At 49.5% G+C, this 26,258-nt stretch carries 24 protein-coding genes and 1 pseudogene; 19 read left to right on the top strand and 6 right to left on the bottom strand.

The window, feature by feature from the left end; genetic code table 11:
* Positions 1 to 68: 68 nt before the first annotated feature.
* The gene (locus BM030_RS09930) at positions 69 to 1,760 is read right to left on the bottom strand and encodes an ATP-binding protein (RefSeq protein ID WP_090973449.1); all 1,692 of its coding nucleotides are present in this window, start codon (positions 1,758 to 1,760) and stop codon (positions 69 to 71) included.
* Between the two features lie 358 nt (positions 1,761 to 2,118).
* Here BM030_RS09930 and BM030_RS09925 point away from each other — a divergent pair, with 358 nt between their 5' ends.
* Together BM030_RS09925 and BM030_RS09920 are read left to right on the top strand one after the other, a co-directional pair.
* Entirely contained in the window at positions 2,119 to 2,940 is an 822-nt protein-coding gene (locus BM030_RS09925) for an AraC family transcriptional regulator (RefSeq protein WP_090973448.1), read from the top strand.
* A gap of 69 nt (positions 2,941 to 3,009) precedes the next feature.
* Positions 3,010 to 3,378: a VOC family protein gene (locus BM030_RS09920; protein WP_090973447.1), complete on the top strand. Its 369-nt coding sequence runs from the start codon at positions 3,010 to 3,012 to the stop codon at positions 3,376 to 3,378.
* A 251-nt stretch (positions 3,379 to 3,629) separates the two neighbouring features.
* On the opposite strand, the gene BM030_RS09915 is transcribed toward BM030_RS09920, so the two are convergent.
* Entirely contained in the window at positions 3,630 to 4,709 is a 1,080-nt protein-coding gene (locus tag BM030_RS09915; protein ID WP_090973446.1) for a PLP-dependent cysteine synthase family protein, read from the bottom strand.
* Positions 4,710 to 5,039: 330 nt separating this feature from the next.
* On the opposite strand from BM030_RS09915, the gene BM030_RS20465 reads away from it, so the two are divergent.
* Genes BM030_RS20465 through BM030_RS09900 form a run of 4 tightly spaced genes read left to right on the top strand, consistent with a single transcriptional unit; the run spans position 5,040 to position 7,125 of the window.
* Positions 5,040 to 5,219 carry a DUF2089-like zinc ribbon domain-containing protein gene (locus tag BM030_RS20465; protein WP_397235575.1) on the top strand — a complete coding sequence of 60 codons (180 nt, stop codon included), beginning with the start codon at positions 5,040 to 5,042 and terminating at the stop codon, positions 5,217 to 5,219.
* Complete coding sequence (locus tag BM030_RS20185; protein ID WP_244518830.1) at positions 5,206 to 5,340, top strand: DUF2089 family protein; 135 nt, start codon at positions 5,206 to 5,208, stop codon at positions 5,338 to 5,340. The genes BM030_RS20465 and BM030_RS20185 overlap by 14 nt, the downstream gene beginning before the upstream one ends.
* A gap of 4 nt (positions 5,341 to 5,344) precedes the next feature.
* Positions 5,345 to 5,704, top strand: coding sequence for a hypothetical protein (locus tag BM030_RS09905; RefSeq protein WP_090973445.1), 360 nt, complete (start codon positions 5,345 to 5,347; stop codon positions 5,702 to 5,704).
* A 5-nt stretch (positions 5,705 to 5,709) separates the two neighbouring features.
* On the top strand, positions 5,710 to 7,125 hold the full coding sequence (locus BM030_RS09900; RefSeq protein WP_090973444.1) for an alpha/beta hydrolase family protein: 1,416 nt from the start codon (positions 5,710 to 5,712) through the stop codon (positions 7,123 to 7,125).
* Here the strand turns inward: BM030_RS09900 and BM030_RS09895 are convergent.
* Entirely contained in the window at positions 7,117 to 7,518 is a 402-nt protein-coding gene (locus BM030_RS09895; protein WP_090973443.1) for a DUF1801 domain-containing protein, read from the bottom strand. The genes BM030_RS09900 and BM030_RS09895 overlap by 9 nt on opposite strands.
* Before the next feature lie 137 nt (positions 7,519 to 7,655).
* Here BM030_RS09895 and BM030_RS09890 point away from each other — a divergent pair, with 137 nt between their 5' ends.
* From BM030_RS09890 to BM030_RS09875, 4 genes and pseudogenes are all read left to right on the top strand, one after another.
* Complete coding sequence (locus BM030_RS09890; RefSeq protein WP_090973442.1) at positions 7,656 to 8,291, top strand: O-methyltransferase; 636 nt, start codon at positions 7,656 to 7,658, stop codon at positions 8,289 to 8,291.
* A 96-nt stretch (positions 8,292 to 8,387) separates the two neighbouring features.
* Positions 8,388 to 9,323 carry a hypothetical protein gene (locus BM030_RS09885; RefSeq protein WP_090973441.1) on the top strand — a complete coding sequence of 312 codons (936 nt, stop codon included), beginning with the start codon at positions 8,388 to 8,390 and terminating at the stop codon, positions 9,321 to 9,323.
* An 18-nt stretch (positions 9,324 to 9,341) separates the two neighbouring features.
* Positions 9,342 to 9,632, top strand: coding sequence for a YbaB/EbfC family nucleoid-associated protein (locus BM030_RS09880; protein ID WP_090973440.1), 291 nt, complete (start codon positions 9,342 to 9,344; stop codon positions 9,630 to 9,632).
* A gap of 35 nt (positions 9,633 to 9,667) precedes the next feature.
* A pseudogene (locus BM030_RS09875) lies at positions 9,668 to 10,321 on the top strand (metal-dependent hydrolase); the annotation flags it as partial.
* Between the two features lie 13 nt (positions 10,322 to 10,334).
* Here the strand turns inward: BM030_RS09875 and BM030_RS09870 are convergent.
* On the bottom strand, positions 10,335 to 11,186 hold the full coding sequence (locus BM030_RS09870; protein WP_090973438.1) for an N-acetylglucosamine kinase: 852 nt from the start codon (positions 11,184 to 11,186) through the stop codon (positions 10,335 to 10,337).
* 427 nt (positions 11,187 to 11,613) lie between these two features.
* On the opposite strand from BM030_RS09870, the gene rho reads away from it, so the two are divergent.
* The gene (gene rho / locus BM030_RS09865) at positions 11,614 to 13,113 is read left to right on the top strand and encodes a transcription termination factor Rho (protein ID WP_090973437.1); all 1,500 of its coding nucleotides are present in this window, start codon (positions 11,614 to 11,616) and stop codon (positions 13,111 to 13,113) included.
* A complete protein-coding gene (locus BM030_RS09860; protein WP_090973436.1) occupies positions 13,113 to 13,799 on the top strand; it encodes a CDP-alcohol phosphatidyltransferase family protein in 687 nt (228 codons plus the stop codon). Before rho ends, BM030_RS09860 begins: the two co-directional genes overlap by 1 nt.
* On the opposite strand, the gene folK is transcribed toward BM030_RS09860, so the two are convergent.
* Positions 13,796 to 14,662, bottom strand: a complete 867-nt coding sequence (folK, locus tag BM030_RS09855; RefSeq protein WP_090973435.1) for a 2-amino-4-hydroxy-6-hydroxymethyldihydropteridine diphosphokinase — start codon at positions 14,660 to 14,662, stop codon at positions 13,796 to 13,798. The genes BM030_RS09860 and folK overlap by 4 nt on opposite strands.
* A 160-nt stretch (positions 14,663 to 14,822) precedes the next feature.
* Here folK and sppA point away from each other — a divergent pair, with 160 nt between their 5' ends.
* Genes sppA through BM030_RS09835 form a run of 4 tightly spaced genes read left to right on the top strand, consistent with a single transcriptional unit; the run spans position 14,823 to position 19,546 of the window.
* On the top strand, positions 14,823 to 16,595 hold the full coding sequence (gene sppA / locus BM030_RS09850) for a signal peptide peptidase SppA (RefSeq protein WP_090973434.1): 1,773 nt from the start codon (positions 14,823 to 14,825) through the stop codon (positions 16,593 to 16,595).
* Entirely contained in the window at positions 16,595 to 17,449 is an 855-nt protein-coding gene (locus BM030_RS09845; RefSeq protein ID WP_090973433.1) for a hydroxymethylglutaryl-CoA lyase, read from the top strand. The genes sppA and BM030_RS09845 overlap by 1 nt, the downstream gene beginning before the upstream one ends.
* Before the next feature lie 53 nt (positions 17,450 to 17,502).
* The gene (locus tag BM030_RS09840) at positions 17,503 to 18,693 is read left to right on the top strand and encodes a phosphoglycerate kinase (RefSeq protein ID WP_090973432.1); all 1,191 of its coding nucleotides are present in this window, start codon (positions 17,503 to 17,505) and stop codon (positions 18,691 to 18,693) included.
* Positions 18,694 to 18,700: 7 nt separating this feature from the next.
* Positions 18,701 to 19,546: a hypothetical protein gene (locus BM030_RS09835; RefSeq protein ID WP_139215872.1), complete on the top strand. Its 846-nt coding sequence runs from the start codon at positions 18,701 to 18,703 to the stop codon at positions 19,544 to 19,546.
* A gap of 7 nt (positions 19,547 to 19,553) precedes the next feature.
* Here BM030_RS09835 and BM030_RS09830 read toward each other — a convergent pair whose 3' ends face one another.
* Complete coding sequence (locus BM030_RS09830) at positions 19,554 to 22,262, bottom strand: TolB-like translocation protein (RefSeq protein ID WP_139215871.1); 2,709 nt, start codon at positions 22,260 to 22,262, stop codon at positions 19,554 to 19,556.
* Positions 22,263 to 23,019: 757 nt separating this feature from the next.
* On the opposite strand from BM030_RS09830, the gene mgtE reads away from it, so the two are divergent.
* Genes mgtE through BM030_RS09815 form a run of 3 tightly spaced genes read left to right on the top strand, consistent with a single transcriptional unit; the run spans position 23,020 to position 26,116 of the window.
* Positions 23,020 to 24,396, top strand: coding sequence for a magnesium transporter (gene mgtE / locus BM030_RS09825; RefSeq protein WP_090973429.1), 1,377 nt, complete (start codon positions 23,020 to 23,022; stop codon positions 24,394 to 24,396).
* Positions 24,393 to 25,031, top strand: a complete 639-nt coding sequence (locus BM030_RS09820; protein ID WP_139215870.1) for a hypothetical protein — start codon at positions 24,393 to 24,395, stop codon at positions 25,029 to 25,031. The genes mgtE and BM030_RS09820 overlap by 4 nt, the downstream gene beginning before the upstream one ends.
* A complete protein-coding gene (locus BM030_RS09815; RefSeq protein ID WP_090973427.1) occupies positions 25,031 to 26,116 on the top strand; it encodes a WD40/YVTN/BNR-like repeat-containing protein in 1,086 nt (361 codons plus the stop codon). The genes BM030_RS09820 and BM030_RS09815 overlap by 1 nt, the downstream gene beginning before the upstream one ends.
* The last annotated feature ends 142 nt before the right edge of the window (positions 26,117 to 26,258 follow it).

Here is a 26,258-nt window from a genome sequence, read left to right as displayed (position 1 = left end):
GTCCTTGTGAAAACAAGGGCTTTTTTTGTGTGCCGCAGTGGCTCAGATAAACAAAGACTTAAGGGGATTTATGCTAATCGCTGCTCCGGTGGTGATTCCGAATCGTTATCTGAAGGTTTAGCCATGTTGACGATAGCTGCTTCGTGGTGCGGCAATAGGAAATAGAATACGGAGCCTTTTCCTGCCTGACTTTTCACGCCGATTTCGCCGCCGTGCTGCCGGATGATGGCATCGCAGATGTAGAGTCCGAGGCCTACGCCCGTGCTGCTTCGCGTGCTGTCGTTGTTTTTCCGGAAAAAGCGCTCGAATATCTTTTTTTTCTCGCTGTCATCAATACCAATGCCCGTGTCGGCGATGCTGACCATGCACTGCCCGTCATTTGTGGTTTCCGATGTGATGTTGATGTCGCCGCCCTCCGGTGAATATTTTATAGCATTGGAAATCAAGTTAGTTAAGACCTGTCCGATTTGTTCCTTGTCGACCAAGACGATTTGTTTTTCTGCTGCACGGAAGTTCAACTGATGATTCTGGGTGAGCGATTGCAGGTCATCCACGTATTCCCGAATCAACACGTTTATATCCGCTTTTTCAAGATGGGGTTTAAGCGACCCGTCCACCACCCGCGTTGAATCTAGCAACCGGTTCAACAGGTTGATAAGCCGGTTTGTCAATTTGTTCTGCTTTGCGATCAGCCGGAGATTGGTTTCCGGATCGTTGTGTAAAAACCGATCCTGCAGCAGCTGGCCGTAAGCCTTAATGCCTGTGGCCGGAGTCTTCAGTTCATGGCTTACCATTTCGATAAACTCATTCTTTTGTTGTTCGAGTGTTTTCCTGCCTGTGATGTCAATGACACAGCCAGCCATGCGTGCCGCTTTGCCAGTTTTCGCCGAAGTATGGACCTGGGCATGGAATGCCAGCCAGCGCTGGCTGCCGTTCGGGAGTTGGATGCGGATATCTTCCTGTATGAACTTCGGTGTTTCGGCTTTGGAAGCTTCATCAATGGCGTTCAGGTACCGGTCAAGGTCATCGGGGTGTAGGGTAGATCGTAGTGCCGCTGCCATATCGGATGCCGATTTAGGTACACCGAACAGGTAGAGCATCCGGTCATCCGGCTTTACCTCATCGTTTTCCAGATCCCAGATAAAAGTGCCCAATTCTGCCGCAACGACAGCCGACCGCAACCGTTCTTCCGATTCGCGGAGCGCTTCTTCCGCTGTTCTTCTTTCAATAAGATCAGCCGCCTGGCGGGCCAGGATGTCTAAGAGATGGAGGCGGTGTTCAGAGGGTCGGTGCACCTTTTTCCAATGTGTGGAGATCATGCCTACAACTTTGCCGCCGCGGGTGATAAGTGGGGTGGTTTGTACGGCACGGATTGCCGACCATCTGAACACCTCGATGTCGCCACCGTTTATGAAGTCGCATTGCTCGACGTCAGGGGTGATAACCCGCGTCCCCAGCGATAATGCACGGCCGCAGACAGATCCGGAGTGGGCCGTCACCCGTTTCCAGAAACTGGCTGAACGGGGGGCAAAGCCCCTGCTAGCGAGCAGCAGCAGCTCATCGCGCTCCGGGATGAGCAATTGCAGGCTACCCATATCCGACCCCAGTAGGGTCACCGCCGCGCCAACGATATCGTTGTATAGCTGATTTATGTGATTCTCCGATATGAGGCTGGTGCTGATTTCATGCAGTTTTCGCATATCGGATAGCACCGAGACCAAGTTGTTCTCGTATCGCGGCGCATCGTCATATTCATCCATATTTACATTTGCATACAACAATAACAAAACTTTGCGAAGATGGCTAAAGAAAAAATGTTAAAAAATGCTTTGGCCTTTTCCTTACCCCGAGCAGGGCATTTCGGTATAGTCGTTGGGTAGCGAGCTAACCGCCACGGCCTCGGCTGCTCTCGCCGAGGCAGATTCCGACACGCTCAGCGATTACCGCTCTTCTGCCGTCAGTTTTGGAGAATAATGATTAATAATATCTTTGTAATTAGCAATAATATGATAGGTAAAGTTCTTTGGGATCGGGCCGCTCCCTGACGAACGGATTATTCCGCAGTGCGGCTGACAGCGATGAAACAGGATTGGGTGATTGAAAATTAAATGCGAGTACATGAACTATCGGACATTTCCGCCACACCCTGACTTAAAGGCTCTCGTAAAATGCTATTGGACATTGGAGGTGCCTGCCGAAAAAGAAACAAAAAAGCAGCGGATCATACCCGATGGTTGTATTGAAATGGCTTTTATCCTTGGGGATGACATCAAGCGGTATACATCTGGGGCGGATTTCATCCTTCAGCCTCGGGCCATGGTACTTGGCCAGACCATTGCACCTTTTTACATTGAACCAACAGGTTATGTCAATTCCTTTGCAATCCGCTTCTATCCATATGGATTCGCTAACTTCGTTTCTGTTCCTGTTAAGAATCTGGCAAACAAGGAAACACCCCTGTCGTCACTTTTCGGTAAAACGGTATCCGAAGAGTTGGAGCAAAAGATCGTCCAAGCAACAAATACGGTAGAGCGAATAGCGATTATCGAAAAATTCCTCTTAAGTAGGCTGACCGGAGAAGCAACTATCGACCGGATCGTAAAAACAACGGTTGACATGTTGTTCTCCGAAGGGGGAAGCTTGGCGATTAAGACCATTTTCAAGGGTGACTTGTCCAAACGGAGGCAACTTGAACGGAAATTTTTAAAACACATCGGCATTAGTCCCAAGCAATTAGGAAAGGTTATCAGGTTGCAAGCGGCATTGAAAATGGTGATTAGGCAACAGTCAGGAAGTTTAACCAAGATTGCTTACGAAAGCGATTATTATGACCAGGCACATTTTATCAAAGACTTCAAGGAATTTACCGGGACTAATCCGAAAGATTTCCTGAAAGACGCGGAAATGGCTCTTTCTTCACTTTTTTATGCAAAAGAATAGTGTCGCATTTTTACAATTTGGAGGGTTGTAGGCCCCATAAATTTGGGCTGTTAAAAATGAATAGTAAAGATGAAAAATTTAGTTTCAATTATTGAGATCCCCACGAGCAACTTCCGAAGGGCCGTTGCGTTTTATCAGGCGATATTGGATATCCATATCGAGGAAACCGATATGGAAGGCACACCGATGGGGCTATTCCCAAGTGAGGGCGACGTTGTTTCTGTGGTGCTGATACACGGAAGCGAGTACGTGCCTACCGTGGACGGCGCCAGGGTATATCTGAATGCCGGAGACGACCTGGACATTGTATTGAACAGGGTAGTGCCCAATGGCGGGAAAGTGGTTGTCCCTAAAACAGAGATTAGCCCTGATATGGGATTCTTTGCTATGTTTTTGGACACCGAAGGGAATAAACTGGGGTTATATTCGCGGTCATAGCCCAGTCATTTAGCGAAACTACCGGCAGATGGGCGGAGAGCCCATCGAACGCCGGTAGTACAAACACACATGTACGCAAGAAATCGTTATTTCTTAATAAATGCTTGGATCCCGGATGGCAAGAAACCGCGGTAACCGGCGGCATGCAGCTTCAGTGCCAGCGCCAGTTCGATAAATCCCAGCGTAACCTTGACGCTGCTGAGCCAGCCGCTCCGAAGCTAACATCAGGTGTTTCATATATCTCATTTTATTCAGTTGTACGCCATTGCCATGCCGCCCGCCGCCCCTCGGGATTGGCCAGCCAGCCGCGGGATGGGTTCGTATCCAGTAAATTGGGTGTCAATACTGATATAGCCTTCCCGCTTCGGTTCGTCCCGGACAAGGTCGGTACTAAGGTATTTCTTGTTGCAGTCAGACAACACCGTCACCACCGTTGCATCCGGCCCCAACTGTTCTTTCAGTTTGATGGCGCCCACCGCATTCGCGCCGGACGAGATGCCTACGGCTAGCCCCAGTTTCTGAGCCAACAGTTGGGCCATGATGATAGCGTCTCCGTCATTTGCCTGCACGACTTTGTCGAGTTTATCAAACTCCACGATGGCAGGGATAAACTCGTCTGATATTCCCTGGATGCGGTGTGTTCCTGCCTTGTATCCGGTGCTTAGCGTGGGGCTTTCCGCCGGTTCCAGCGGATACACGCCAATGGTCGCGTCCCGCTTTTTGAAGTAGCCTGCCGCGCCCATAATAGTGCCACCTGTGCCTACCCCGGCGACGAACGCATCGGGCTTGAGCCCGATGGCATCCAGTTGCTGCCCTATCTCGTGCATGGTGGTGCACTCATGGGCCTCAGCATTGCAGCGATTTTCAAACTGCCGGGGTAAGAACGTATTACCCCGCCGGGCGATTTCTTCGCTCAGCGCAATGCATCCAAGGAAGCCGCCCTCGGCTTTGGAAACCTGCAGGACTTCCGCGCCCATGCTACGGATAATGGCTGCTCGCTCCCTGCTCAGCCAATCGGGCATAATGATTTTCACCGGATGCCCCAGCATCCGCCCGATGGCAGCAAAGGCAATGCCCGTATTGCCGCTGGTGGCCTCTACAATAGTATCGCCCGGCGCTATCCGCCCATCGGTATAGGCGCGATGCAGGATGTGCAGTGCCATGCGATCTTTGATACTCCCCGTGAGGTTGTAATGCTCACACTTTACATAGATGCTGCCCGGCCGGCCCCGAAACCGGTAATCGAGCCGCAGCATTGGCGTATTGCCTATCAGGTGCCAAAGGTGGCCGAAGCGTGCGCCCAGCGTTTCATTAGATGCCGGTTGAATCATAGCGTATATTCTTGATGTTAATCCGAATATTGGATAGGCAAAGATGGTATTAATCGTAAATAAATGCAATTATATCTGTATTATCCGTAAAAAATATCAATAATTAAATAAATATCCGTAAAAAATACAGTATCAAAATAATAAACGGCCGGGCGGCTGGATTTTTTCCGTACTATCCGAAACCGTTACGGTGCAAAGTTTCTTTGTCCTTTTGAAAACCAGGAGCGAAACGATCTATCTGACGTGAAATAAACAATATTTATTTTTTTATAAATAAAATTAATACTTATAAGTGTATTATTTATTTTTGACTTTATAAAATTCAAATTTATGAAGTCAAGGTTTCCGGTTCATTGTCCCAGTTGTTCAAGTATGCTCATGGTTACCGAACTCACCTGTAGCAACTGCGAAACCCAAGTGTCCGGAAATTACATGCTGCCAGTTCTGATGCAGCCTCACCGCCGAAGAGCAAGAATTCATTCTCCGGTTTTTTTTTTTGAGCAGCGGTAGCCTCAAGGAAATGTCAGCACAGACGGGCAAAAGCTATCCGACGGTACGCAACCGATTGGATGACATGATAGCCCATATCAGGCAACTGGAGCAGCAACAGAGAAAGACAAATGAAACATAGTGTTATGCAACAACGAGCTTTAGTTAACCCGTTTGCATGTTATGCAGAAAAACAGCTGGTTGCCCGCATTCCGTTCTACGTCCTTCCTTTGGCAAATATCGGTGGTTATATGCATGAAGCTGCTGATCGGTTGGTAACCAGCGCAATGGACGGCGGCCCGATGGGGGCGGGGCCGATTGGGGCCACTATCGCCTTTTTTGCCTTGGCTGTGTCGGCTATGGTTATTTTCATTTTCTGGCTATTTCAAGGATTTAAAACCGCCACCAACAGTAAAAAAGCAGTGCATAAATGGATTTTTGGGGGGTGTATTGTACTTAGTGAGGTGATTTCAAAGATGATGCTCGTGCTAATTAGCAACATTTAATTCCGATGCGAACACTTATATTTTTCTTTATCCTCCTTGCCGCCAGGCTGCAAGCGCAGGACATTGGCGGCACCTGGCAGGGAACGCTTGATATCTCCGGGGTCAAACTGCGTCTAATGCTGCATATCGAACAAACCGAAGGAGGTTACACAGCCACGATGGACAGCCCCGATCAGGGTGCAAAAGGCATTCCGGTTGCATCGGTCGACTTTGCAAGCCCCACGCTGAAGCTGGGGGTGCCCATTATCGGGGCGCGCTATATAGGTAATCTCGAACATGATACGGTAATCGTGGGTACTTTTTTCCAGGGTGGAATGGAACTGCCCCTCGAGCTGGTGAAGCGAGCCCGAGCCGGCAATACCTCCGCCGAACGCCCGCAGGAGCCGAAGCCCCCTTTTCCGTATCACATTGAGGAAGTAAATGTGGCCAACCGGGACGCGGGAATTACGCTGGCGGGAACATTAACAAGGCCGATGACCGGCGGACCGTTTCCGGCGATGGTGCTTATCAGCGGTAGCGGTCCGCAAAACCGCGATGAGGAGCTATTCGGACATAAGCCCTTTTGGGTAATCGCTGATTACCTCACGCGGCATGGATATGCCGTGCTACGCTGCGATGATCGGGGCGTGGGAGCTTCCACAGGCATTTTCGCGACAGCGACTACCGCTGACTTTGCCTCTGATGCCTCGGCAGCAGTAGATTTCCTCCGGTCGGCACCGAGCATTGACCCAGACGGTATCGGTATACTGGGCCACAGCGAAGGCGGCATGGTGGCCGCTATGGTAGCTTCTACTCGAAACGATATCGCTTTTCTGGTTCTGTTAGCATCACCTGGCATCCCTTCGGATAGCCTCTTGATGATGCAAACCCGGATGATCGGTGCGGCTTCGGGGCTTTCACCAGCCCAGCTTAGCGCGAATGCGCAGTTAAACCGCCAGCTTTACGATCTCGTGATTGGGGAAGACAACCCCGACGTGCTGGACAGTAAACTCGAAGCGTTCCTATCGTCTTCATTGCAAACAGCACTAAGCGATAGCGCGGTTACCGGGGAAGCAGCCACTGCCGCCATCATGCGACAAAAAGCGCAGCTTAACACCCCGTGGATGCGTTATTTCCTGCGGTTCAATCCGGCAAAATACCTCTCGCGCGTGAAATGTCCGGTATTGGCACTGAACGGCGACAAGGATTTACAGGTCGCCGCTAAAGAAAACCTTACGGGGATTGCCGCCGCATTGCAGGCGGGGGGGAATGAACAAATAACCGTCAAAGCGCTTTCTGGCCTGAACCACCTTTTCCAAGAAAGCAAAACCGGACTTCCGGCGGAATACAGTACGATCAGCCAGACAATTTCTCCAATGGTATTGGAGGAAGTCCGCCGCTGGCTTGACCTGCATTTACAAAGCGACGATGCGCTATTTTAATCGTTCCAATTTGCCTTTCCGTTTTACGATATTTTTATAATCCCATTGGATATCCCTTGATTTCGAAAGCCACCGTTGCAGATTTTCTATATTGATTTCGGCAACGGAATGATAGCGGATGGAAGCATCTTTGAATTTCGAACCAAGCTCGGCGAGGTCATCCTCTCCAAAGTCGGCACCACTCCAGAACATCAGCCGCACCCCATTTTTGAGTTTATCATAGCCCGTGATGGGATTGCCATCGAGAAACCAAACGGGGTGCCCGTGCCATAGTTTGTTCGTTGCTTCAGGCAAATGTGTGTGGATGGTTTTGGCCAGTAATTCGCAGATGGCTCTATCTTCTCCCTCCTTGGATTTGTTATATTCCAGTATTTCTTCTGCAATATTTTCCATACTTCTAAAATCGTGTGTTTGTAAATATAAGGCTTACCATTCGGTTTCGAAAGTAAGTTTAGATTTTATGCCCGAACTGCCCCCTTGCCTTACGAGGGCGCGGTAAAAACAAATAATGGGTTAGTCTGTTTATATACATGATGTTCAAAGAGATTAAACCCGTATTGTTCGGCATCTTATTTTTCGGTTTGGTGGCTGGATGCTTAGCTCAGGAGGAAAATAATCCGGATCAACAGGTGAAGCGATTCCTGGAAAAGCAGCAAAGCGAATGGCGCGACCTGAATGTACCGATGGAGGACGGTCAGGTGCTGTACGACCTTATTATTTCGAATAATTACCAATCGGCGTTGGAAATCGGTACATCCACGGGCCATTCCACCATCTGGATTGCCTGGGCACTTAGTAAAACAGGGGGAAAGCTGACCACCATTGAGCGGGACGAAGGGCGGCAGCGCCAAGCAATCGAAAACATAAAGGCTGCCGGACTGACCGAAGTGGTGACTTTTGTGCTTGGTGATGCTCACAAGCTGGTAAAGACCTTGGAAGGGCCTTTCGATTTTGTGTTTTCCGACGCGGATAAGGATTGGTACACGCAGTACTTCAAAGACATTGATCCTTTACTGAAGACAGGTGGCACCTTTACCGCCCATAATGTGCTGCAGCCCATCAGCGGCATACGGGAATATATGGATTTTGTAAGAGCTCATCCGGAATACGTGACCCGTGTGGATAGTTCAAGCAACGCCGGTATAGCGATAAGCCGAAAGCAATAGGTTGGCTATGGATACCGTTAATGTAACAGCAAAATTTGTTGGATATTATGGGTATTTATAGTAGGTTAGCACCCCATGCGGACACAAAATAGTTTGATGCCACTACTGAGCCGGATCATGTTATGTTATTGCTGCCTGGTGGGTTGTTCGGGCGCCCCTGAACAGGATGCCCGAAAAGACGTCGATCCCCGGCGCCCTTCGTTTTCGCCTATTGTGGGGATTGATTTTTATGAGGTGCGGCGCTCTTTTGACAACGGGCTGGCATATGACTCCATCGGTTTTGTGCAGGAACCCGAGTGGCACATCAAGTTCACGCGCGAAGATGCCGTGCAGATTTATGTTCCTGGCAGCGATTCGTCGTTCAATTTTAAGATAACCCACGACCATGATTCGTTTTTCCATTTCGCACGGGAAGCATGGAAGGTAATAGATCTGCACCCAGACAGTATAATGCTGCAACGGCTCAGTCTGGATGGGCTGAAGGTAAATAAAATACGTTCTAATGTATACATGCGATTCTATGCCAAAGAATACCTGAGTCGGCTGGGAACGCCATTAGCCGAATTACGGAAACCACGCAGACAAGACTCGTTGTTCGTGCAGCACATGGTAGCCCGCGCCAACCGGAACCTGAATAATGTAGACAGCTCTTACTCATCGAAAAACTACCCCAAGCTGGTAAGTAAAAGCCCAATTTTGGAAATCAAACGCCGCCGATATACCGACAGTGTAGAGCTAACCAAGCGATCGGCCGCCTATGAATACCTATATCCGGAATATGATATTGTTATCCATAAAGCATATAAAGATTTTTATCATACGTTTTCTATATTAGTGGGGCCGGACGGCAAACTACGCCTGGGCAAGTTTTTCGTGATGCCGGAATTTGAAGAATCCAGGCGGAAGGTGCTTACCGGCATTATAGAAGTGTATCTGCAGAACTTATTGGACATTCAACCGGCAACAACCCTGGGCATACCGCATAACAGCGTAGTGTACCTGAGCGTAAGAGGCCGGATGGATAAAACGTAAACATTAAAAAAGGAAACCATGTTTGACAAACTGTTTGAAGCCCGTCAGAAAGCCGAGGAGATTAAGAAACGGATGGATCAGACTATCGTGACGGGAGAGGCCGAGGGCGGCGTAATTAAAGTAACCGCTACTGCGAACAAGGAGGTGACCAACGTGTTTATTGATCAGGTGTTTTTATCCAAGGCGGATAAAGAAGAAATTGAGGAGCTGCTTGCCGTGGCCATTAACCATGCCATGAGGCAGGCCGACAGCATTAGCCAGGCGGAAGCGCAGGCAATCACCAGAGATTTATTGGATAAATACAGGTAATTATGGTTAAAGCAATCTATTAGGGGCATTCCAGCTTAGCCCTCCAATTGGATGAGATCAACGTCTTGTTCGACCCGTTTATCAGTCCCAATCCCAAGGCTGCCCACATCGACATTGGCAGTTTGCGGCCGGATTACATCTTGTTGAGCCATGCGCATGACGATCATGTGGCCGACGTGGTGACCATCCAGCAAAGGAGCAAAGCTAAGGTGCTGGCTGTAGTCGAAACGGCGATGTGGCTGAATAGCCAGGGTATCCCCGAGTCGGATTTGGTGCCCTTTAACTTTGGCGGTACGGTGCAAACAAGCTTCGGGAGTGTGAAGATGGTGTATGCCCTGCATACCAATGCAACGCCTGATGGCCAATATGCCGGCGTACCGGTAGGCTTTGTGTTGAAAAGCGGCGGGAAGACCATCTATTTTGCCGGCGATACGGGGCTTACCATGGAAATGAAATTGCTCGAGAACATGGCTATTGATTGGGCGTTGCTGCCCATTGGTGGGTATTACACCATGGATGTAGACGATGCCATCCTTGCCAGCGGCTTCATCAACTGCCCAAACATAATTGGTATCCACTACAATACGTTCCCGCCCATTACCATTGACACGGACGCGGCCAAACAAAAATTTGCCGACGCGCAACTTAACCTGCATCTCCTGGAAATCGGGCAGGAACTGGAATTATAAAATAAGTCGGCAATTATGCCGACTTATTGATGTGGTACTGTACCAGATCATCTATTGGTGAGCGGACAATCCGGCCCACCTTCATGCCGTATTGGTTGGCCGTTTCTTCCAACACGTTACGGAAGTTGTATCCTACCGAACCGATGCAGTTGAAGGTGTAGCTTTGGTAATCCGGATAGCGGGATACCAGGTTACGGAAGAAGTCGTCAAAAGACGTTTTAACCAAACCGCGCGAATAGTTGATGTTGACCATCACGTCGTATACAAATTTACTGAAGCTGGCGCAGAAACGGTTAGCCAACGGTTTGGTATATACCGCGTCCATCACATCGTCGGGCGTAAGTTTATAGGTTTCCCAGAACACCTCCCGTACATCTTCAGGCATATAACCCCGGATATAATCGGTAAGCAGCTTTTTGCCAATGTAGCAGCCGCTACCTTCGTCACCCAGAATGTAAGCGGCTGAATCAATATTGTGAATAATGTCGTTGCCGTCATAAATACAGGTGTTGGTGCCTGTGCCCAGGATGGCAGCAAAACCAGCCTGATCACCCAGCAGCGCGCGGGCTGCGGCCAGCAAATCATGGCCTACAAATACTTGCGCGGCGGTAAATACCTTTTGAAGCGCTTTAATCACAATCTGCGCCTTCTCTTCGTTGTGTACGCCTGCACCGTAGTAGTTTACTTCGGCGACCCGCTCAAACGGCAAATCTTTGGGTAATCCCTTTTTTAGCGATTGGACGATATATTCGCTATCTACGAAATACGGATTGTAACCCTCCGTGTTGAAATACACTTTTTTTCCAGCGTCATCCAGCAAGCACCAGTTGGTTTTGGTCGATCCTCCGTCTGCAATAATAATCATTTGTTGGGTGTTAGTTGTTGGTATATGATATTATTAATGATATTCAAATGCACGTGCCGAAAATACAGTTTTCCTTGAAAAAAACAGCAAAGTGGGCTTTTAATATTTAAAAACTTTTTGCCCGGTTTTGTGTTATTAAAAACAATAAGCAAAGCAGACCTTATTGAAAAACAGATCGTTATTAACGTGGCGTGCTATAGTTTAGTGATATGTATTTTAGTTTTTTTTTAATATTCTTTTGAAATTCCGAAAGTTATCCTTTACTTTGCGCAGTAATTCTCAAATTTATCCTAACACTTCAACGAAAATCATTGATTTCTGAAGACTAAGATGCTGATTCATTACGATTGAAATGTGCAGCTGATAGGGGTGGATAAATTTCTGTGTGTAACAGCGAAATCCTTATTTATTTTTTATATTATAGTTGATGGATATTAATGAATTGAATGCGAAGCTCGTGTCTGAACTACGTGAGATAGCAAAATTGATCGGCATAGCAGACGCGGATAAACTCAGAAAACAAGAACTGATTGCCAGAATTGTCGCCACAGGCGAAGAAGAAGCGGCCAAATCCGCGGCAGAAGAGGCTGGCGGATCTGCCGAAGTTCAGCCGGCGGAAGAACCGCGGCCACGGAAACGTATGCGTACCGTAAAATCTGCTGAACCTGTAAGTGTTAGAAGTACTCGGGAAGAGGCTGTTACGGAACCACAGGTAGCCACTACGTCAGCCAAAGAAGAAGTAGCCGCGGAATCCGCTGTGCAACGACCTGCGAACGGTAGTAAGATAGAAGGCCCCGCTACAAGCCTTGACTTTGATAATGTCATCGTAAATGAAGGAGTACTTGAAATCATGCCAGACGGTTATGGTTTCCTCCGTTCATCAGATTATAATTACCTTACATCGCCAGACGATATTTATGTTTCCCAATCGCAGATAAAGCTATTTGGCCTTAAGACAGGCGACACGGTTCGGGGAAGTATCCGCCCCCCAAAGGAGGGCGAAAAGTATTTTCCACTGGTAAGGGTAGAAGCCATCAATGGGCAGAATCCTGCCGATGTGCGTGATCGTGTGCCTTTTGATTACCTCACACCGTTATTTCCAACTGAGCGGCTTAAATTGTTTACCGGAACAGGTAATTATTCCACCCGCATCATGGACTTGTTCACACCCATTGGAAAGGGACAGCGCGGCCTCATCGTGGCACAGCCCAAGACAGGTAAAACCATGTTGCTGAAGGATGTGGCCAATGCGATTGCCAAGAACCATCCAGAGGTGTACCTGATTATCCTTTTGATTGACGAACGGCCGGAAGAGGTGACCGATATGGCGCGGAGCGTACGTGCGGAAGTGGTTTCTTCCACATTCGATGAACCTGCGGAGCGGCATGTTAAGATCGCCAATATTGTGCTGGAAAAGGCTAAACGTATGGTGGAATGCGGTCATGACGTGGTCATCTTGCTTGACTCCATCACCCGCTTGGCGCGTGCCTATAACACGGTAGCTCCGGCATCGGGGAAAATTTTGTCGGGTGGTGTGGATGCCAATGCGTTGCATAAGCCCAAACGATTTTTTGGTGCGGCACGGAACATAGAGCATGGTGGCTCCCTGACCATTTTGGCTACAGCGCTTATCGATACAGGCTCAAAGATGGATGAAGTCATCTTCGAGGAGTTCAAAGGAACAGGTAATATGGAACTGCAATTGGATCGTAAACTGTCCAATAAGCGGATATTCCCGGCTATTGACCTTATCGCATCCAGCACCCGTCGAGATGACCTGCTTAATGACCGCGAAACACTGCAGCGGATTTGGGTGTTGCGTAATCACCTGGCCGATATGAATTCGACCGAGGCGATGGAGTTCCTATTGGCGCAGATGCGGGGGACAAAATCCAATGAGGAATTTCTTATCAGTATGAATAGTTAGTGAAACCGCATATTCCCAATGTGCTTACCTGCCTGAACCTATTCAGTGGTTGCGTGGGGGGGGTGTTTGCATTGCAAGGGCGGTTCGAGGTGGCGGCATACTGCCTCGTTGTATCAGGCGTCTGTGATTTTCTCGATGGCTTAGTGGCTCGTGCGCTGGGAGTAAAATCAGCCATGGGCAAAGAACTGGATTCACTTGCCGATGTGGTGAGTTTCGGCTTCTTGCCGGGCGCGATTTTTCACCTGTTGCTCAGGACGGCGTTCCCGGGCAACGGGTTATTGCCTTTTCTTGGTTTTACGGTTACCGTGTTCTCCGCTATTCGTTTGGCGAAATTTAACCTTGACGACCGCCAGACCCATGATTTTATCGGCTTGAATACGCCAATGAATGCCTTCTATGTGATGTCATTACCTTTTATTGCTGAAAGCTACGGACAGGTAATTTATCACCCGGCTTTTCTGGTGTGCAGTGTACTAATCAATAGTTTGCTGTTGGTGAGCAATATTCGCTTGTTTTCGATGAAATCGGAGTCGTGGTCGTGGAACAGTAACCGCTGGAAATACCTGTTTTTGATCAGCAGCACCGTGTTGGTGGTGTGGTTGGGGTTTGCGGCCACCCCCGCCATTCTGGTGCTGTATTTTCTGTGTTCATATATCCATTTCCAGGCGCTCCGGCCACGTTATTAGCCAATCGATTCAAGGTATCCGTTCAATTCACGATACAGTGTGTCGAGCCGGGATTGCAGCGCATGAAACTTTTCGGGTAGCTTGTCGAGTTTGTTGCGGTTCTTAGCCCAGTCCTCTATTTCCTGTATTTCGGCTCGTATCGCTTCGGCGCCAACATAGGACATGGTGGGTTTGATATGATGTGCTTGCTGGTATACCTTTTCCCAGTGGGCTTGTTCAATATACGCGGCAAGAAGTTTAACGTCTTCGGGAGTCTGCTTGATAAACAATTCGAGAATTTCCCGGATAATGTGCGGGTTGCCGCCGGATAAATCCTGGAGGTAGCCCATGTTGGCTTCTTTAAAGCTTGTGTTGCTCATGGTTGGTTGTTTTAAAAGGTATACGGGTAATTGATCGGGTGTGTGGGTTAGGAGTTCGGTGATGGTTTTCAGTGATACGGGATGGCGCAACTCGGGCGCGATTTCGTGCAACGGCACCAGTGCAAACCGGCGGTTAGGCAAGTGCGGATGCGGGATTTGCAAGCGGGGCGTGTTTACTACCTGGTCGCCATAAAGCAGGATGTCAATGTCGATGGGTCGCGGCTCCCACTTGGTTTTCCGTTGTCGCCCGAGGCGCTGTTCGATGGAATGGACTTGTGCTAACAACTCGATTGGTGCAAACCGAGTGGCTACAGACAGCGCTTGGTTAAGAAATTTGGGTTGCTGCTCATTTCCCCACGCCGCAGTTTCATATACGGAGGAAAGCCGCAGTATTGAGCCAACCTTATGGGTAATATGTTGGATGGCTTCCTCCAAAAGTACGGAACGGTGGCCCATGTTGGTGCCTAATAATAAGTAAGCGGTTGTAGTATCTGGTGAAAACATGAATCATTAAACCCTATCTTTGATTAGTTTTCACAAAGGTAAGGAAAAGATAGAGCAATTGTAACGATATAGATGCATCGCCGTCAAACAACGAACACGGATAGCTGTTAGTTTTGCATATCCGCCAAGTTTAGCTAAGTTTGGATATTAGAATATTCGTATGAAGTCTTTTTTTAAATATGTGTTGGCCACGGTCACCGGTATTTTCCTTTCTTTTATTTTATTGATGGTAATCGGTATCATCATTATTGGAGGTATGATCAGCTCCATGAGCGCAGATAAAGAGACGGTGGTTGCTGATAATTCATTGCTTTACATTGACCTAAAGCATGCGATAACCGAACGTACCATCCCTGATCCATTTGAAGAACTGGATATACCCGGAGTGGCGACCGCCAAAAGCTTCGGGTTGAACGACATCCTCGAGCGCATCGCAGGGGCGAAGGAGGATGACCGAATAAAGGGCATTTACTTGGATTTGTCTGCTGTGTCAGCCAGCTTTGCCACTTTACAGGAGATACGGGACGCGTTGCTTGATTTCAAAGCGTCCGGGAAATTTATTGTTGCATACAGCGAAGGTTATACCCAGCGGGCTTATTATTTGGCTTCTACAGCGGATAAAGTGTATGTGAATCCCGAAGGGACGGTAGACTTCAGGGGGCTTGCATCACAGACGATGTTCCTGAAAGGGACATTCGACAAGTTGGGCATTGAAGCACAGGTGATAAAGGTAGGTACGTATAAAAGTGCCGTTGAACCGTTCACGCTGAATAAGATGAGCGATGCTAACCGGGAGCAAGTAAGTGCATTTCTCGGTAGTATTTACAATCATTATCTCGATCAAGTGGCAGAAAGCCGCGGCACAAGCCGTGATTCGCTGTTTGCAATTGCCGATGGATTCCGCGTGCGGACGGCCGATGACGCAGTTGTACTGGGGCTGGCTGATGGAAAACGCTATAAAGATGAGCTGATAAGGGAGCTAAAGGATTCACTGGATGTCGACGAAACCAAAGACCTCAATGCGGTGGCGATTACGAAGTATAGGCCAAGGGTCAAGCCAACCCCAACGGGTGGGCGTGACCGCATCGCCGTGGTATATGCCGTAGGGGAAATTGTGAGCGGCGAAGGTAATGATGCGGTGATTGGATCCGATCGGATTTCGCGCGAACTGCGCAAGGTGCGGCGGGATGATAAAGTCAAAGCCGTAGTGCTACGCATTAATTCGCCGGGAGGTAGCGCGTTGGCTTCCGATGTGATTTGGCGGGAAGTCAACCTAATACGCCAAGTGAAACCCATCATCGTATCTATGGGCGACGTGGCGGCTTCCGGTGGCTACTATATCGCCGCAGCAGCCGACTCGATTTTCGCACAGCCTAATACGATTACCGGCTCAATAGGGGTGTTCGGGTTGATCCCTAATATGCAAGGGCTGCTGAACGATAAGCTGGGCATTACGTTTGATGAGGTCAAAACCGGGAAGTATGCTGACTTTTTAGCTAATGTGGACAGGCCGTTGACGGCAGACGAACGGAACATCATACAGCTTGAAGTGAACCGAATCTATGATACGTTCCTGCAGCGGGTAGCCGATGGGCGGGGGATGTCCAAGACCCGGGTAGACAGTATCGGGCAGGGCCGGGTGTGGAGTGGGCAGCAGGCGTTGGCTAACGGGCTGGTAGACAGGCTTGGCAATATCGACGATGCTGTGGCTGCTGCAGCACACAAAGCTGGGCTTGAGACCTATCGCATTGTTCGCTATCCGGCAATCAAAAGTACGCTGGAATCGCTTTTGGGCAGGTCTACCGACCGTATCAGTGCGTGGTTTGGTCAGCGCGAGTTGGGCGACTATTATAGGTATCTGGAACAGGTGAAGACGGCGCTTCAACAACGCGGCATACAGGCCCGCCTTCCATACACCTTGGAAATCCACTGATGAACCCGATATTGATTACCGAGTGTCCGCGCGATGCGATGCAGGGAATCCATCGCTTTATCCCCACGGAGATAAAAGCGGCTTACTTGCAGCGGTTGCTGCGGGTAGGGTTTGATCGGCTGGACTTTGGTAGTTTCGTTTCGCCGAAAGCCATTCCGCAAATGCGGGATACTCGGGATGTGCTCCGCATGTTGGATATACCGGAGCGGTCGACAACACAGCTCCTGGCCATCGTGGCCAATGTGCGGGGTGCAGAGGAGGCAGCCATGGAAGAAGCAGTGGGATTCGTAGGGTTCCCTTTTTCCGTGTCTGAAACGTTCCAACTGCGTAATACCAATAGCACCATTGCCCATTCGCTGGATGTCGTAAAAAAAATGGTGGCGATATGCCATGTGAATGGGAAGACGCCATTGGTGTATCTTTCCATGGCGTTCGGTAATCCGTATGGCGAGCCGTGGAGTTTGGCCATGGTGGCCGATTACACTGGAATGCTGACAGACCTCGGTATCCGGCATGTCGCTATCGCTGATACCATAGGCAGTTCTACGCCTGATCTCATCGCTTCACTCTATACATATGTCTGCACAGCATTTCCCGATGTTGAATTCGGTTTGCATCTGCATAGCTCGCCCGAAGCGAGCCGAGATAAGTTGGCGGCAGCGCTGGATGCAGGATGCATCCGGTTTGATACGGCACTTCGTGGATTCGGCGGATGCCCCATGGCGGAAGATAAGCTAACCGGAAATATTGCCACCGAGACGTTGCTGGCGCTGCTCTATGAGCGGAATATACCGAGTGGCCTGGATATGGAGGCTTGGACTGAAGCCATGAGATACAGCAGCGAAGTGTTTTGAATTTCCAATACTTATGTTAGCTTTGTTTCCCCAAAACATAAAAAACATAAGCAATGAATACTATCGATAACTTAGACTTTTCCGGCAAGAAAGCGTTAATACGAGTAGACTTTAACGTACCCCTTGATGAGCAATATAACATTACCGACGACAACCGCATACGTGGGGCAGTTCCCACCATTCAGAAAATATTGGGCGACGGCGGTGCCGTTATCCTAATGTCTCACCTGGGAAGACCTAAGGACGGCCCCACGGAAAAATATTCTCTGAAGCATATTGTGGACCACCTATCGGACGTGCTGGGCGTGTCCGTAAAATTTGCAGACGATTGCATCGGTGAAGACGCCTATACCAAAGCCGGAGCCCTGAAACCCGGTGAAGTACTGCTGTTGGAAAACCTCAGGTTCTATAAGGCGGAGGAAAAAGGTGACGAAGAATTTGCGGCCAAGCTGGCCAAACTCGGCGATGTGTATGTAAACGATGCATTCGGTACAGCGCATCGCGCCCATGCGTCCACAGCGGTAATCGCCCGATTTTTCCCGCAAGCCAAATACTTCGGTTACCTTATGGCATCGGAAATCAATAACGCCGAACGGGTACTGAATAACCCGCAGCGTCCGTTTACGGCTATTATGGGTGGAGCCAAGGTGTCTGACAAGCTGGAGCTGATTGAGGCATTGCTGGATAAAGTGGATAACCTGATTATCGGAGGCGGAATGGCTTATACCTTTGTAAAAGCCCGCGGCGGGGAGATCGGTAAATCCCTGGTAGAGCTGGATAAGCTTGACCTGGCCAATGAACTGGTGAATAAAGCGGAGGCTAAAGGAGTTAATCTTGTGTTGCCCACCGATTGTCAGATTGCCGACGAATTTTCGCCGGATTCTCCGGCTTATGATGGCCCGAATGACCAGATACCGGTCGACAAGATGGGATTGGACATCGGCAAGGAATCAGCGGAACATTTTGCCCAGGTGATACTGGCATCTAGTACCATCTTATGGAATGGCCCCATGGGTGTATTCGAAATGGATAAATTCGCTAAAGGTACCAAAGCCGTCGCAGATGCGGTGGTTGCTGCTACGGAGCGTGGCGCCTTTTCGCTTATCGGTGGGGGTGATTCAGCCGCTGCCGTAACCAAGTTCGGCATGACTGAGCATGTGAGCTACGTAAGCACAGGGGGCGGAGCCCTGCTGGAATATATGGAAGGAAAGGAACTGCCAGGCGTGAAGGCGATAAACGGGTAATGGAACCGTGAAACCGAGCAGCAGCACGGTACCGATGCTTTTGGCCTGTTATTGCATGGCAGGCATGCTGACGGCTTGTGTGTTCTCCGGAAAACGAAGCTTACGGATTGAAGGGGATATCCCCATCACGGGAAACAACCGCGTGGAGTTGGTCAATGAACGAAACGGCAACATAGTAACTACCTCGCGTATTGAAAACGGTAAGTTGGATATGGTAGTCGATAGCCTGGGCGCAGGAGTGTATGTCCTTTCCATTTATTGGCCTCGGACACTGGTTAGCCCTAAGGAGCGTATAAACCGGATAAAGACCGGTATGGAAGGGGGAAGGCTCGAGCATGCCTTGCTGAAATACCTGTATATCGATCCGGGAACTGCACGTAGCGTCCGGATCAGGCTTGATGAGGCGATGACCCAGGAACAAATGGAAGCGTATTTATGGAAACAAGACCCCCGGTTAACGCTGCGGATTTCTTCGAGCTGTGAGGATACACAGATATTTGAAGAAGCTGAACAACTGCTCAATGATTTCCGGATCAAACACCTATTGGAACGCGATAGCTTAAAGCGCTTGCTTTACCAGATCGAACCCGGCAGCGGGCGCTACGCAAAGATCACTCAGGAAATGAATACCCTGTGGGCGAATAAGTATCTTCCCGAAATGGTGGAAACCCACAAGTCATTGATGCGGGCCCATCCAAACAGTGCGGTAACACCGTATCTCATTTATAGTAACGTGCAAAACGCTGAAGAATTCGAAGAATACCGCGACATTTATGAAAACATGGGAAAAAAAGCTAAACGAAGCGGATACGCCCGCGCTTTGCTACGCTTTGCCAATAATCCCGAGCAGTGATGCCCTGTCAATAGCTGTACCCGATGCCATAGGTGGCAAATATCCGCTTGGCTGCACCTGCTTCGTTGGCATACACCAGCTTGACGCCGATGTCGAAGTTAGGCAGGTAATACCTTAGTAAATTCATATCAGCCCGTAGTTCAACCCCGAACGTCCGTGGGCTGAATGCATTTCCTGCCTTTATATTCTGGAAATCGGCGAAAAATCCGCTGCGGAAACGCTTGATGTAAGCCAGTGGGCCGATAGCCCAGTCGGGATAAGCCAATGGAAATCGGTAGCTAAGCAGCAACGTGTTATCCACTGGAACCGGTCGCAATTGGTCATACCCGCTAACCAGCGGAATGTCATTTGCGTACAGGTAGGTGCCGGCGCCATGCTGGTAATTGAAACGCGCAAGCAACGAATGGTTGCGCCAAAGGCCTGGAAAATACCATGCTGTGCGTATGGAAAAGTGCTCGCCGGCAATCCGGCCGTCAAATGGGAAGTGCCGGTAGGTGGCGCTGAGGTATTGACCCCAGCGTGGCGCCAGGTCCAAGGCACTCCGGCGGGCGTAATGGTTGAAATATACCTGGTAATGCATTGGGAAACGGAGGCGGTCGATGAACCGGTTTTGCCACTCAGGCTCGCTGAGCCCATACCGTTGTGTGTAGGAGGTAGCGGTATTGAAGCCGGTGGTAATTATTTGATTGAGCCGGTAAAATACCAAGGGGATTTCTGCGGCCAGAGTTGCCGTATTTTCACGCCAGCGCAAGCCGACTAGTTGCTGCTGCTGCCCGTTGGAAATCCGGGCGGTGCCTACTTGTCCACGATTTCGGTACTCCAGGGAGAATTTCGGGAAAAAGCGTTGGTAAGCGATGGACGCTTGATAGGTACTGCTGCGGATATTGCCATCGTATTGGTACCCCAAGCGTAGCTGGGTGGTGTTAAGCAGGTCGTCAGACAGCCAATAAATCCCAGGACTGATGTTATCCAGGTTTTCAAAGTTTCCGTTATCCACCGATAGGCTATGGAAGTTTATCAGGTTTTTCAGTCCCTTATAAGGCTCTGAAGCCCTTATCGGGGTTGCGGGGGTGTCCGCTGTACGGTAGGCGGGGCTTTGCGTCAGTAGTGGCTTAAAATAGCTGATATGGGAGTCGTTTATGTTTTCAATGGGTGTGCCGCTCTTTCCGCTCCATGCCAAATGACTGATGCGATACCCATCTATTTGATAGTTATTGAACCATAAAGTGCTTGTGCTGCTATCATATGATGGGTTGAAAGCGCCGAAGCGGGCACGAGTAAGTTGGCTGATGGTGCTGTCTCGGAGGTTCAAAGCATAAATATTGTCTATGCCGTTGTAATGTGCCTTAAAGAGTATTTGCCCCTGTGCATATACCGGCCGCTCGAGCTGCTGTGATTGCCACTCGAGCAATCGGCGGTATGAGCCTGTGTTCACATCCAATTCTATCAAGGTGGCACCTTGCTGCTCGATTCCTGTGGCTATCACCTTGGTGCCGGTTTCATCAAATGAAGGTGTCTGCAGCAGGATATTGTCCGGTGAAGGGAAGCGGGCAACAGGCGTCCCGCGCTCGGTATCCAGCAATACGATGCTTACTGTGTTGCCGCCATCAACTTCTACGGCCGCCAATTGTTTGCCGTCCGGCCGAAGGGCCGGAGCGAAATAACGGCTTCTACGGGTGAGCTGACGATAAGACCGGGTTTGCATATCGTATACGTTAATTACACTGTACGTGCGCTTGCCATAGCGACCGTGGCGACGCAGCTCATCCCAGGTGACTTTTCCGGCAGCGTAAGAAAAGTGGGGCGTTGTTTGCCTCCCTGTTTTTACCACCGTACGCTGATGGCCAGCTGAGTCGATCAATACGATGGCTGGCACCTGATATGCGCTTTGGTGTAATGTGATGATCCGTCCGTCCGGCAACATGCGTGGAAGCAGCCAGCTTTGCGGCTTGCCCGGTCCGTCAGCGGGTAAGGTAGGGTAGTCTGCCGGCTGGTTGGTAACCAGTTGGGCTTCCCATAAGCGTGTGAGTTCTTCCCGTGTTTCCCGGTGCCATTGGCGGGTGTTGTACCCGGTGGATTTTTTCAATGAATTGCTGAAGTTGTAAGGCCGGATAGGAAGTTTCGCCATGCGGGTCATCAGGCTGTCCACCATCCCTATTCCATATTCCCTTTGCATGCGTGCAGTCATGAAATATCCAAGTTCATAAAAGCCCGGTGTAACCGATTTCAACGATCCCAGGTAATCCTTTTCATAACTATAGGTTTCGCCGCTGAGAAGGTTCGTCCTGAACGGCATCTCCCACGATGGAAGGCGGCCGCGGCCGGCAGGTGAAAGGAGCGTCTCGGTGACCACCGCATCCCCTTCGAAAAACCAAGCGGGAAGGTTGGTACCATAGATGGCGAGGGCCAATTGTTCGAAAAAAGGTGCGCGCAGATATCCTGTCAATTTGTCAAACTGTACCACATGCCGCAGCTCATGAATTGCCAGATTATACAACCAATTTTGGAAATCTCCCTGCTGCGGAGGGGTGGTGAAAAACTCTGAACGGCGAGGTGCCAGTTGCACATTGCCGTTGGATTCGACCGTCTGATTTTGTAAAATAATTGAAATTTTCCTGGGTCGCTTGTTTAGGGTATGGCTAACCTGAGCCGATAATGCGTCCAGTTTGCTGGCCAGGTATTGGGCCTGCGGTTCTGCTTCAGAAGGGAAAATCAATTGAAAATTTTCCGTATTGATTTGCCTCCATTTTACACTTGCTGGGTATTGATCATTGTTGAATACTTGAGCTGTGGTGATATGTGGATTTATACATGATATAAATACAAGTAAAATACTGATTGTTAATTTATAATGTGTAATATAGTGTGGCTGCATATGAGTATGATAAATTTTTTAGTAAAAAAACCTATTGGGTGAGTTGCTTTTAATGTACAATAAGTTTATTTGAAATTTATTCGCAATTGATTTATAGTATTTAATGAAAACTTCAATGCTCTTCTGTTTCGCTTTTTTAGGCGATATTTTTTTCAAAAATAAGGTTTTAAAGGCACATTTCGCTAAACGATTTTCTCCACGGATCCTCATTCGGATGCTGTACACTATCCGGTGGGCAGCCGCCTTCCCATTTTTCTGTTTCTACGAGCGTGTTACCCGTCTTTTCCGACATCCGTATGCTGGATGTTTACATCGTCGGCGCCCGCATTGTATCCGCCCCCGAATCGCCAGTTAGCTGATTATCGGTTCGCTTATCTGTCGGCCTTCAAGCCGTAGGCCGGCATGCCAGCTCCGGCTAGTGCCGGTGTACTGTGCCTCCCATATTCCATGAAAACAATCCACTAATTTATGCTGTCATATTGTCTGGTTTCCAAGTTGCTTTTTAGTATCTTGGGGGTTCGTTCTTTCAATTAAAAAACCGACTTTTGCAAGCAAAATCATTTCACCGATGTAGTATACCGTTAACACAGGAGGGCCCATGGATGAATTGGATACGTTGGTAGCGCAAACCGAATTGCTTTTGGCCGAAGGCAATGAACAGCAGCTCAAATCATACCTTGACGAGCTCAATATTTCAGACGTGGAAGCCCTCATCGATGAACTGCCCGAATACGGTCCGACGTTCATCGAAACGCTTAGCATCAACCGGGCGGTGAACGTGTTCCGTATCCTCGATTTCCCGACACAGGAACGTATACTCAAGAAACTTTCCGGTCCCAAAATATCAGAGATTATCAACGAGATGCCACCGGACGATCGGACGGCATTTTTCAGCGAGCTGAAGGGTGATGTGGTGAAGCAGCTTATCATCCTCCTATCGCCTGCCGACCGCAAGGAGGCGCTGGCGCTGTTGGGATATCCTGAAGACAGCGTGGGCCGCCTGATGACGCCCGACTACATCACGGTAAAGCAACACTGGAATATCGTGCGGGTATTGGAGCACATACGCAAGTATGGGAGGGCTTCTGAAACCATTGACGTACTATACGTCATCGACAGAGACGGAAAGCTTTTGGATGATATCCGTATTAGGGATATCCTGCTGGCCGATCCGGAGACTAAGGTGAAGGATCTGGTCGATAACCGGCTCATTGCACTGAATGCCAATGACCCGCAGGAGGAGGCCATCAACGTATTCCGGATGAACAATCGCGTCGCTTTGCCCGTGGTGGATGAGCAGGGGATTATGCTGGGCATCGTCACCGTCGACGATATCCTCTGGGTTGCCAATGAGGAATATACCGAAGATATGCAGCGGATAGGGGGTACGGAAGCGCTCGATGAGCCGTATTTGGATGTCTCTATTATGCATCTTGTGAAAAAGCGGGCCGGATGGCTAATTGTACTTTTCCTCGGACAACTGCTTACAGCCACCGTGCTCGAGCATTACGAAAGCCAGTTGGCGAGTGCAATACTCATTTTGTTTATGCCGTTGATTCTCTCCAGTGGAGGAAACAGCGGGTCACAGGCTTCTACGCTGATTATTCAGGCCATGGCGCTGGGCGAGGTAACGCTGGTCGATTGGTGGCGCGTGATGCGGCGGGAAATCCTCTCTGGCTTGCTTTTAGGGTTGATACTTGGTACCCTGGGGTTTGCGCGCGTCTGCACCTGGCAAGCCTTTTCGGCAGCCTATGGCGATCATTGGGTGTTGGTAGGGATGGTGGTAAGCCTTTCGCTCGTGGGGGTGGTGCTCTGGGGTTCGTTGGTAGGATCCATGCTTCCTTTCATCCTGCGTCGGCTGGGTGCTGACCCCGCGTCGTCATCGGCACCGTTTGTATCAACGCTGGTCGACGTTACGGGATTAATCATCTATTTCACCGTGGCAACATTAATCCTGGCAGGTATATTGTTATGATGCGGTTGAGGGCTTATTTCGTCGGTGTCGGGCTGTTGCTGTTGAGCACATCCGTCCAGGCGCAGCGGGCTGTTCCGGTCTTGTTGGAAGGTGAAGTGGGGGTTGAGCGATTCAGTGATGCGGCTGTGCGATCGGTTTTCCCAGTAGGGGCGAACCTCCGTTTGGGCCCTGCCTTCGTTATGGCCAGCGAGGGACGATTGCGATTGCGGCCACAGGTGGGATTGAAACTGTTTCTCAATGAAATTGAAGAAGGGTTGACCGAACATCTCCTGTTTTTTAAATTGGGTGGGCAGGTATGTTATGATCTGTTTTACATCGGTCAAACTACCTTTTTTCCGTATGTTGCCGCAGAGTTTAACTGGGTGTCCAATTTTGATGCTGAGCGTTATGCGGACGATGACGTGTCGTTTTCCGAAAACTATCTGCGTGGTAGTGGCTGGTCGCAAGAAATGGGCTTCCGGGTGCAGTGGAGGGAAGTGTTTCTCAAAGCAGGGTGTGAGTTCTTTAATCCCACGCTGCGGGCGAGGCAGTCCCTTATCGAGGAAGACCTCGCGGCGGGCTATGTTACGCCAGAATCGCAGGTTTTCCGCTTCCACACATTGAATATTTCCATAGGTTTTTCGCTGTTTCCGTAATGAGTTTTTATCGCCATATCAGCGTCTTCGTCTTCACATCGTTAGCATTGGTGGCATGCGATGGAACGGGTACCTTGCTTGACCTGTATCCCGCAAAGCCTATTGTGAACCCAGAAACCGGTGTTTTGATACAGGACAACCGGTTGATTTATGCTTGGCTGGGCACTGGAGGGCGGATATCCGGCATGACGGAAAAGGGTGGGTTCACAACGTCAGATCACTTTCGGTCGTTTGAATTCTGGCCGTCTTCGTGGTTCGCCGGACAGCATTCCGTAGGATTCGGCAGCGGACTGATGGCTTATGCTGCTGTTCATGGCCGCGCATTTGTGCTGCATTACTCTACAGATAACGGACAATCCTGGGCTACATTTGATAAACCCATCGTAAGCGAGGAACAACTATTAGTGGGAAATGTGTATGCGGCAAAGGTTGTTGTAGGCCCTCAGGGCATCATATGGCTGTTGTGCGAGCAGTCTGCGGGAATGAGCAGGCGGCTGCTTGTTTATCGGGTGGATGTACAGGAACAGACGGCGAAGTTGTCGTTCCTGAAGGAGGGAGCATCTGGTGTGGATGTGGATTTTACCGACCTTGAACATGGTTGGCTGATATATACAGAACCGCAGGTTCCGGCTGGAGGAATCGGGGTATTATACACTACAGACGGTGGTGCTGCATGGCATGACGGAGGAAAACTGGACGGTATGCAGCAAGCTGCTATAACCGCCGTGGACAAGCGGGTATTGCTGGTATATCATTCAGATGGAAGGATCTTTCGTTCTGCTGACGGCGGTAAGACGTTCCAGCGAGTGTCTGCGGGAGCATCCGGTGTGCATGACTGCCAAGCGGCTAATTCCCGGATGGTTTATGCGTTACTGACCGACGGTGTAGCGAAAAGTGAGGATGGGGGCCAGACCTGGCATGCTTTACCTGCGGGGACAGACGGACTGCCCGTTTCGGGCAAAGCAATATACTTTTCAACGGAGCGCCGAGGGATTGTATACGGCGATGATCGGCTGTTCGTCACGCGTAATGGCGGTGAAAGTTGGTCGGTATTGGTCTATCCTTATGAATATGTTTTGCAATAGCGCCTGTGTTGGCGGTTGACAAATGGGAAAATAGTTTGCATATAAAAGAAGGCGTCTAAAAAGGGCGCCTTCTTTGTTTTATTATGGGCTTGTGGTCTGTAATGGTTTTAGGAGATTAGCCTAGGCCGCCAGCGGTTGATAT

Origin of the sequence: Parapedobacter composti, from assembly GCF_900112315.1 — a bacterium.
Lineage (GTDB): Bacteria > Bacteroidota > Bacteroidia > Sphingobacteriales > Sphingobacteriaceae > Parapedobacter > Parapedobacter composti.
This window is presented reverse-complemented; position numbering and strand designations above follow the sequence as displayed.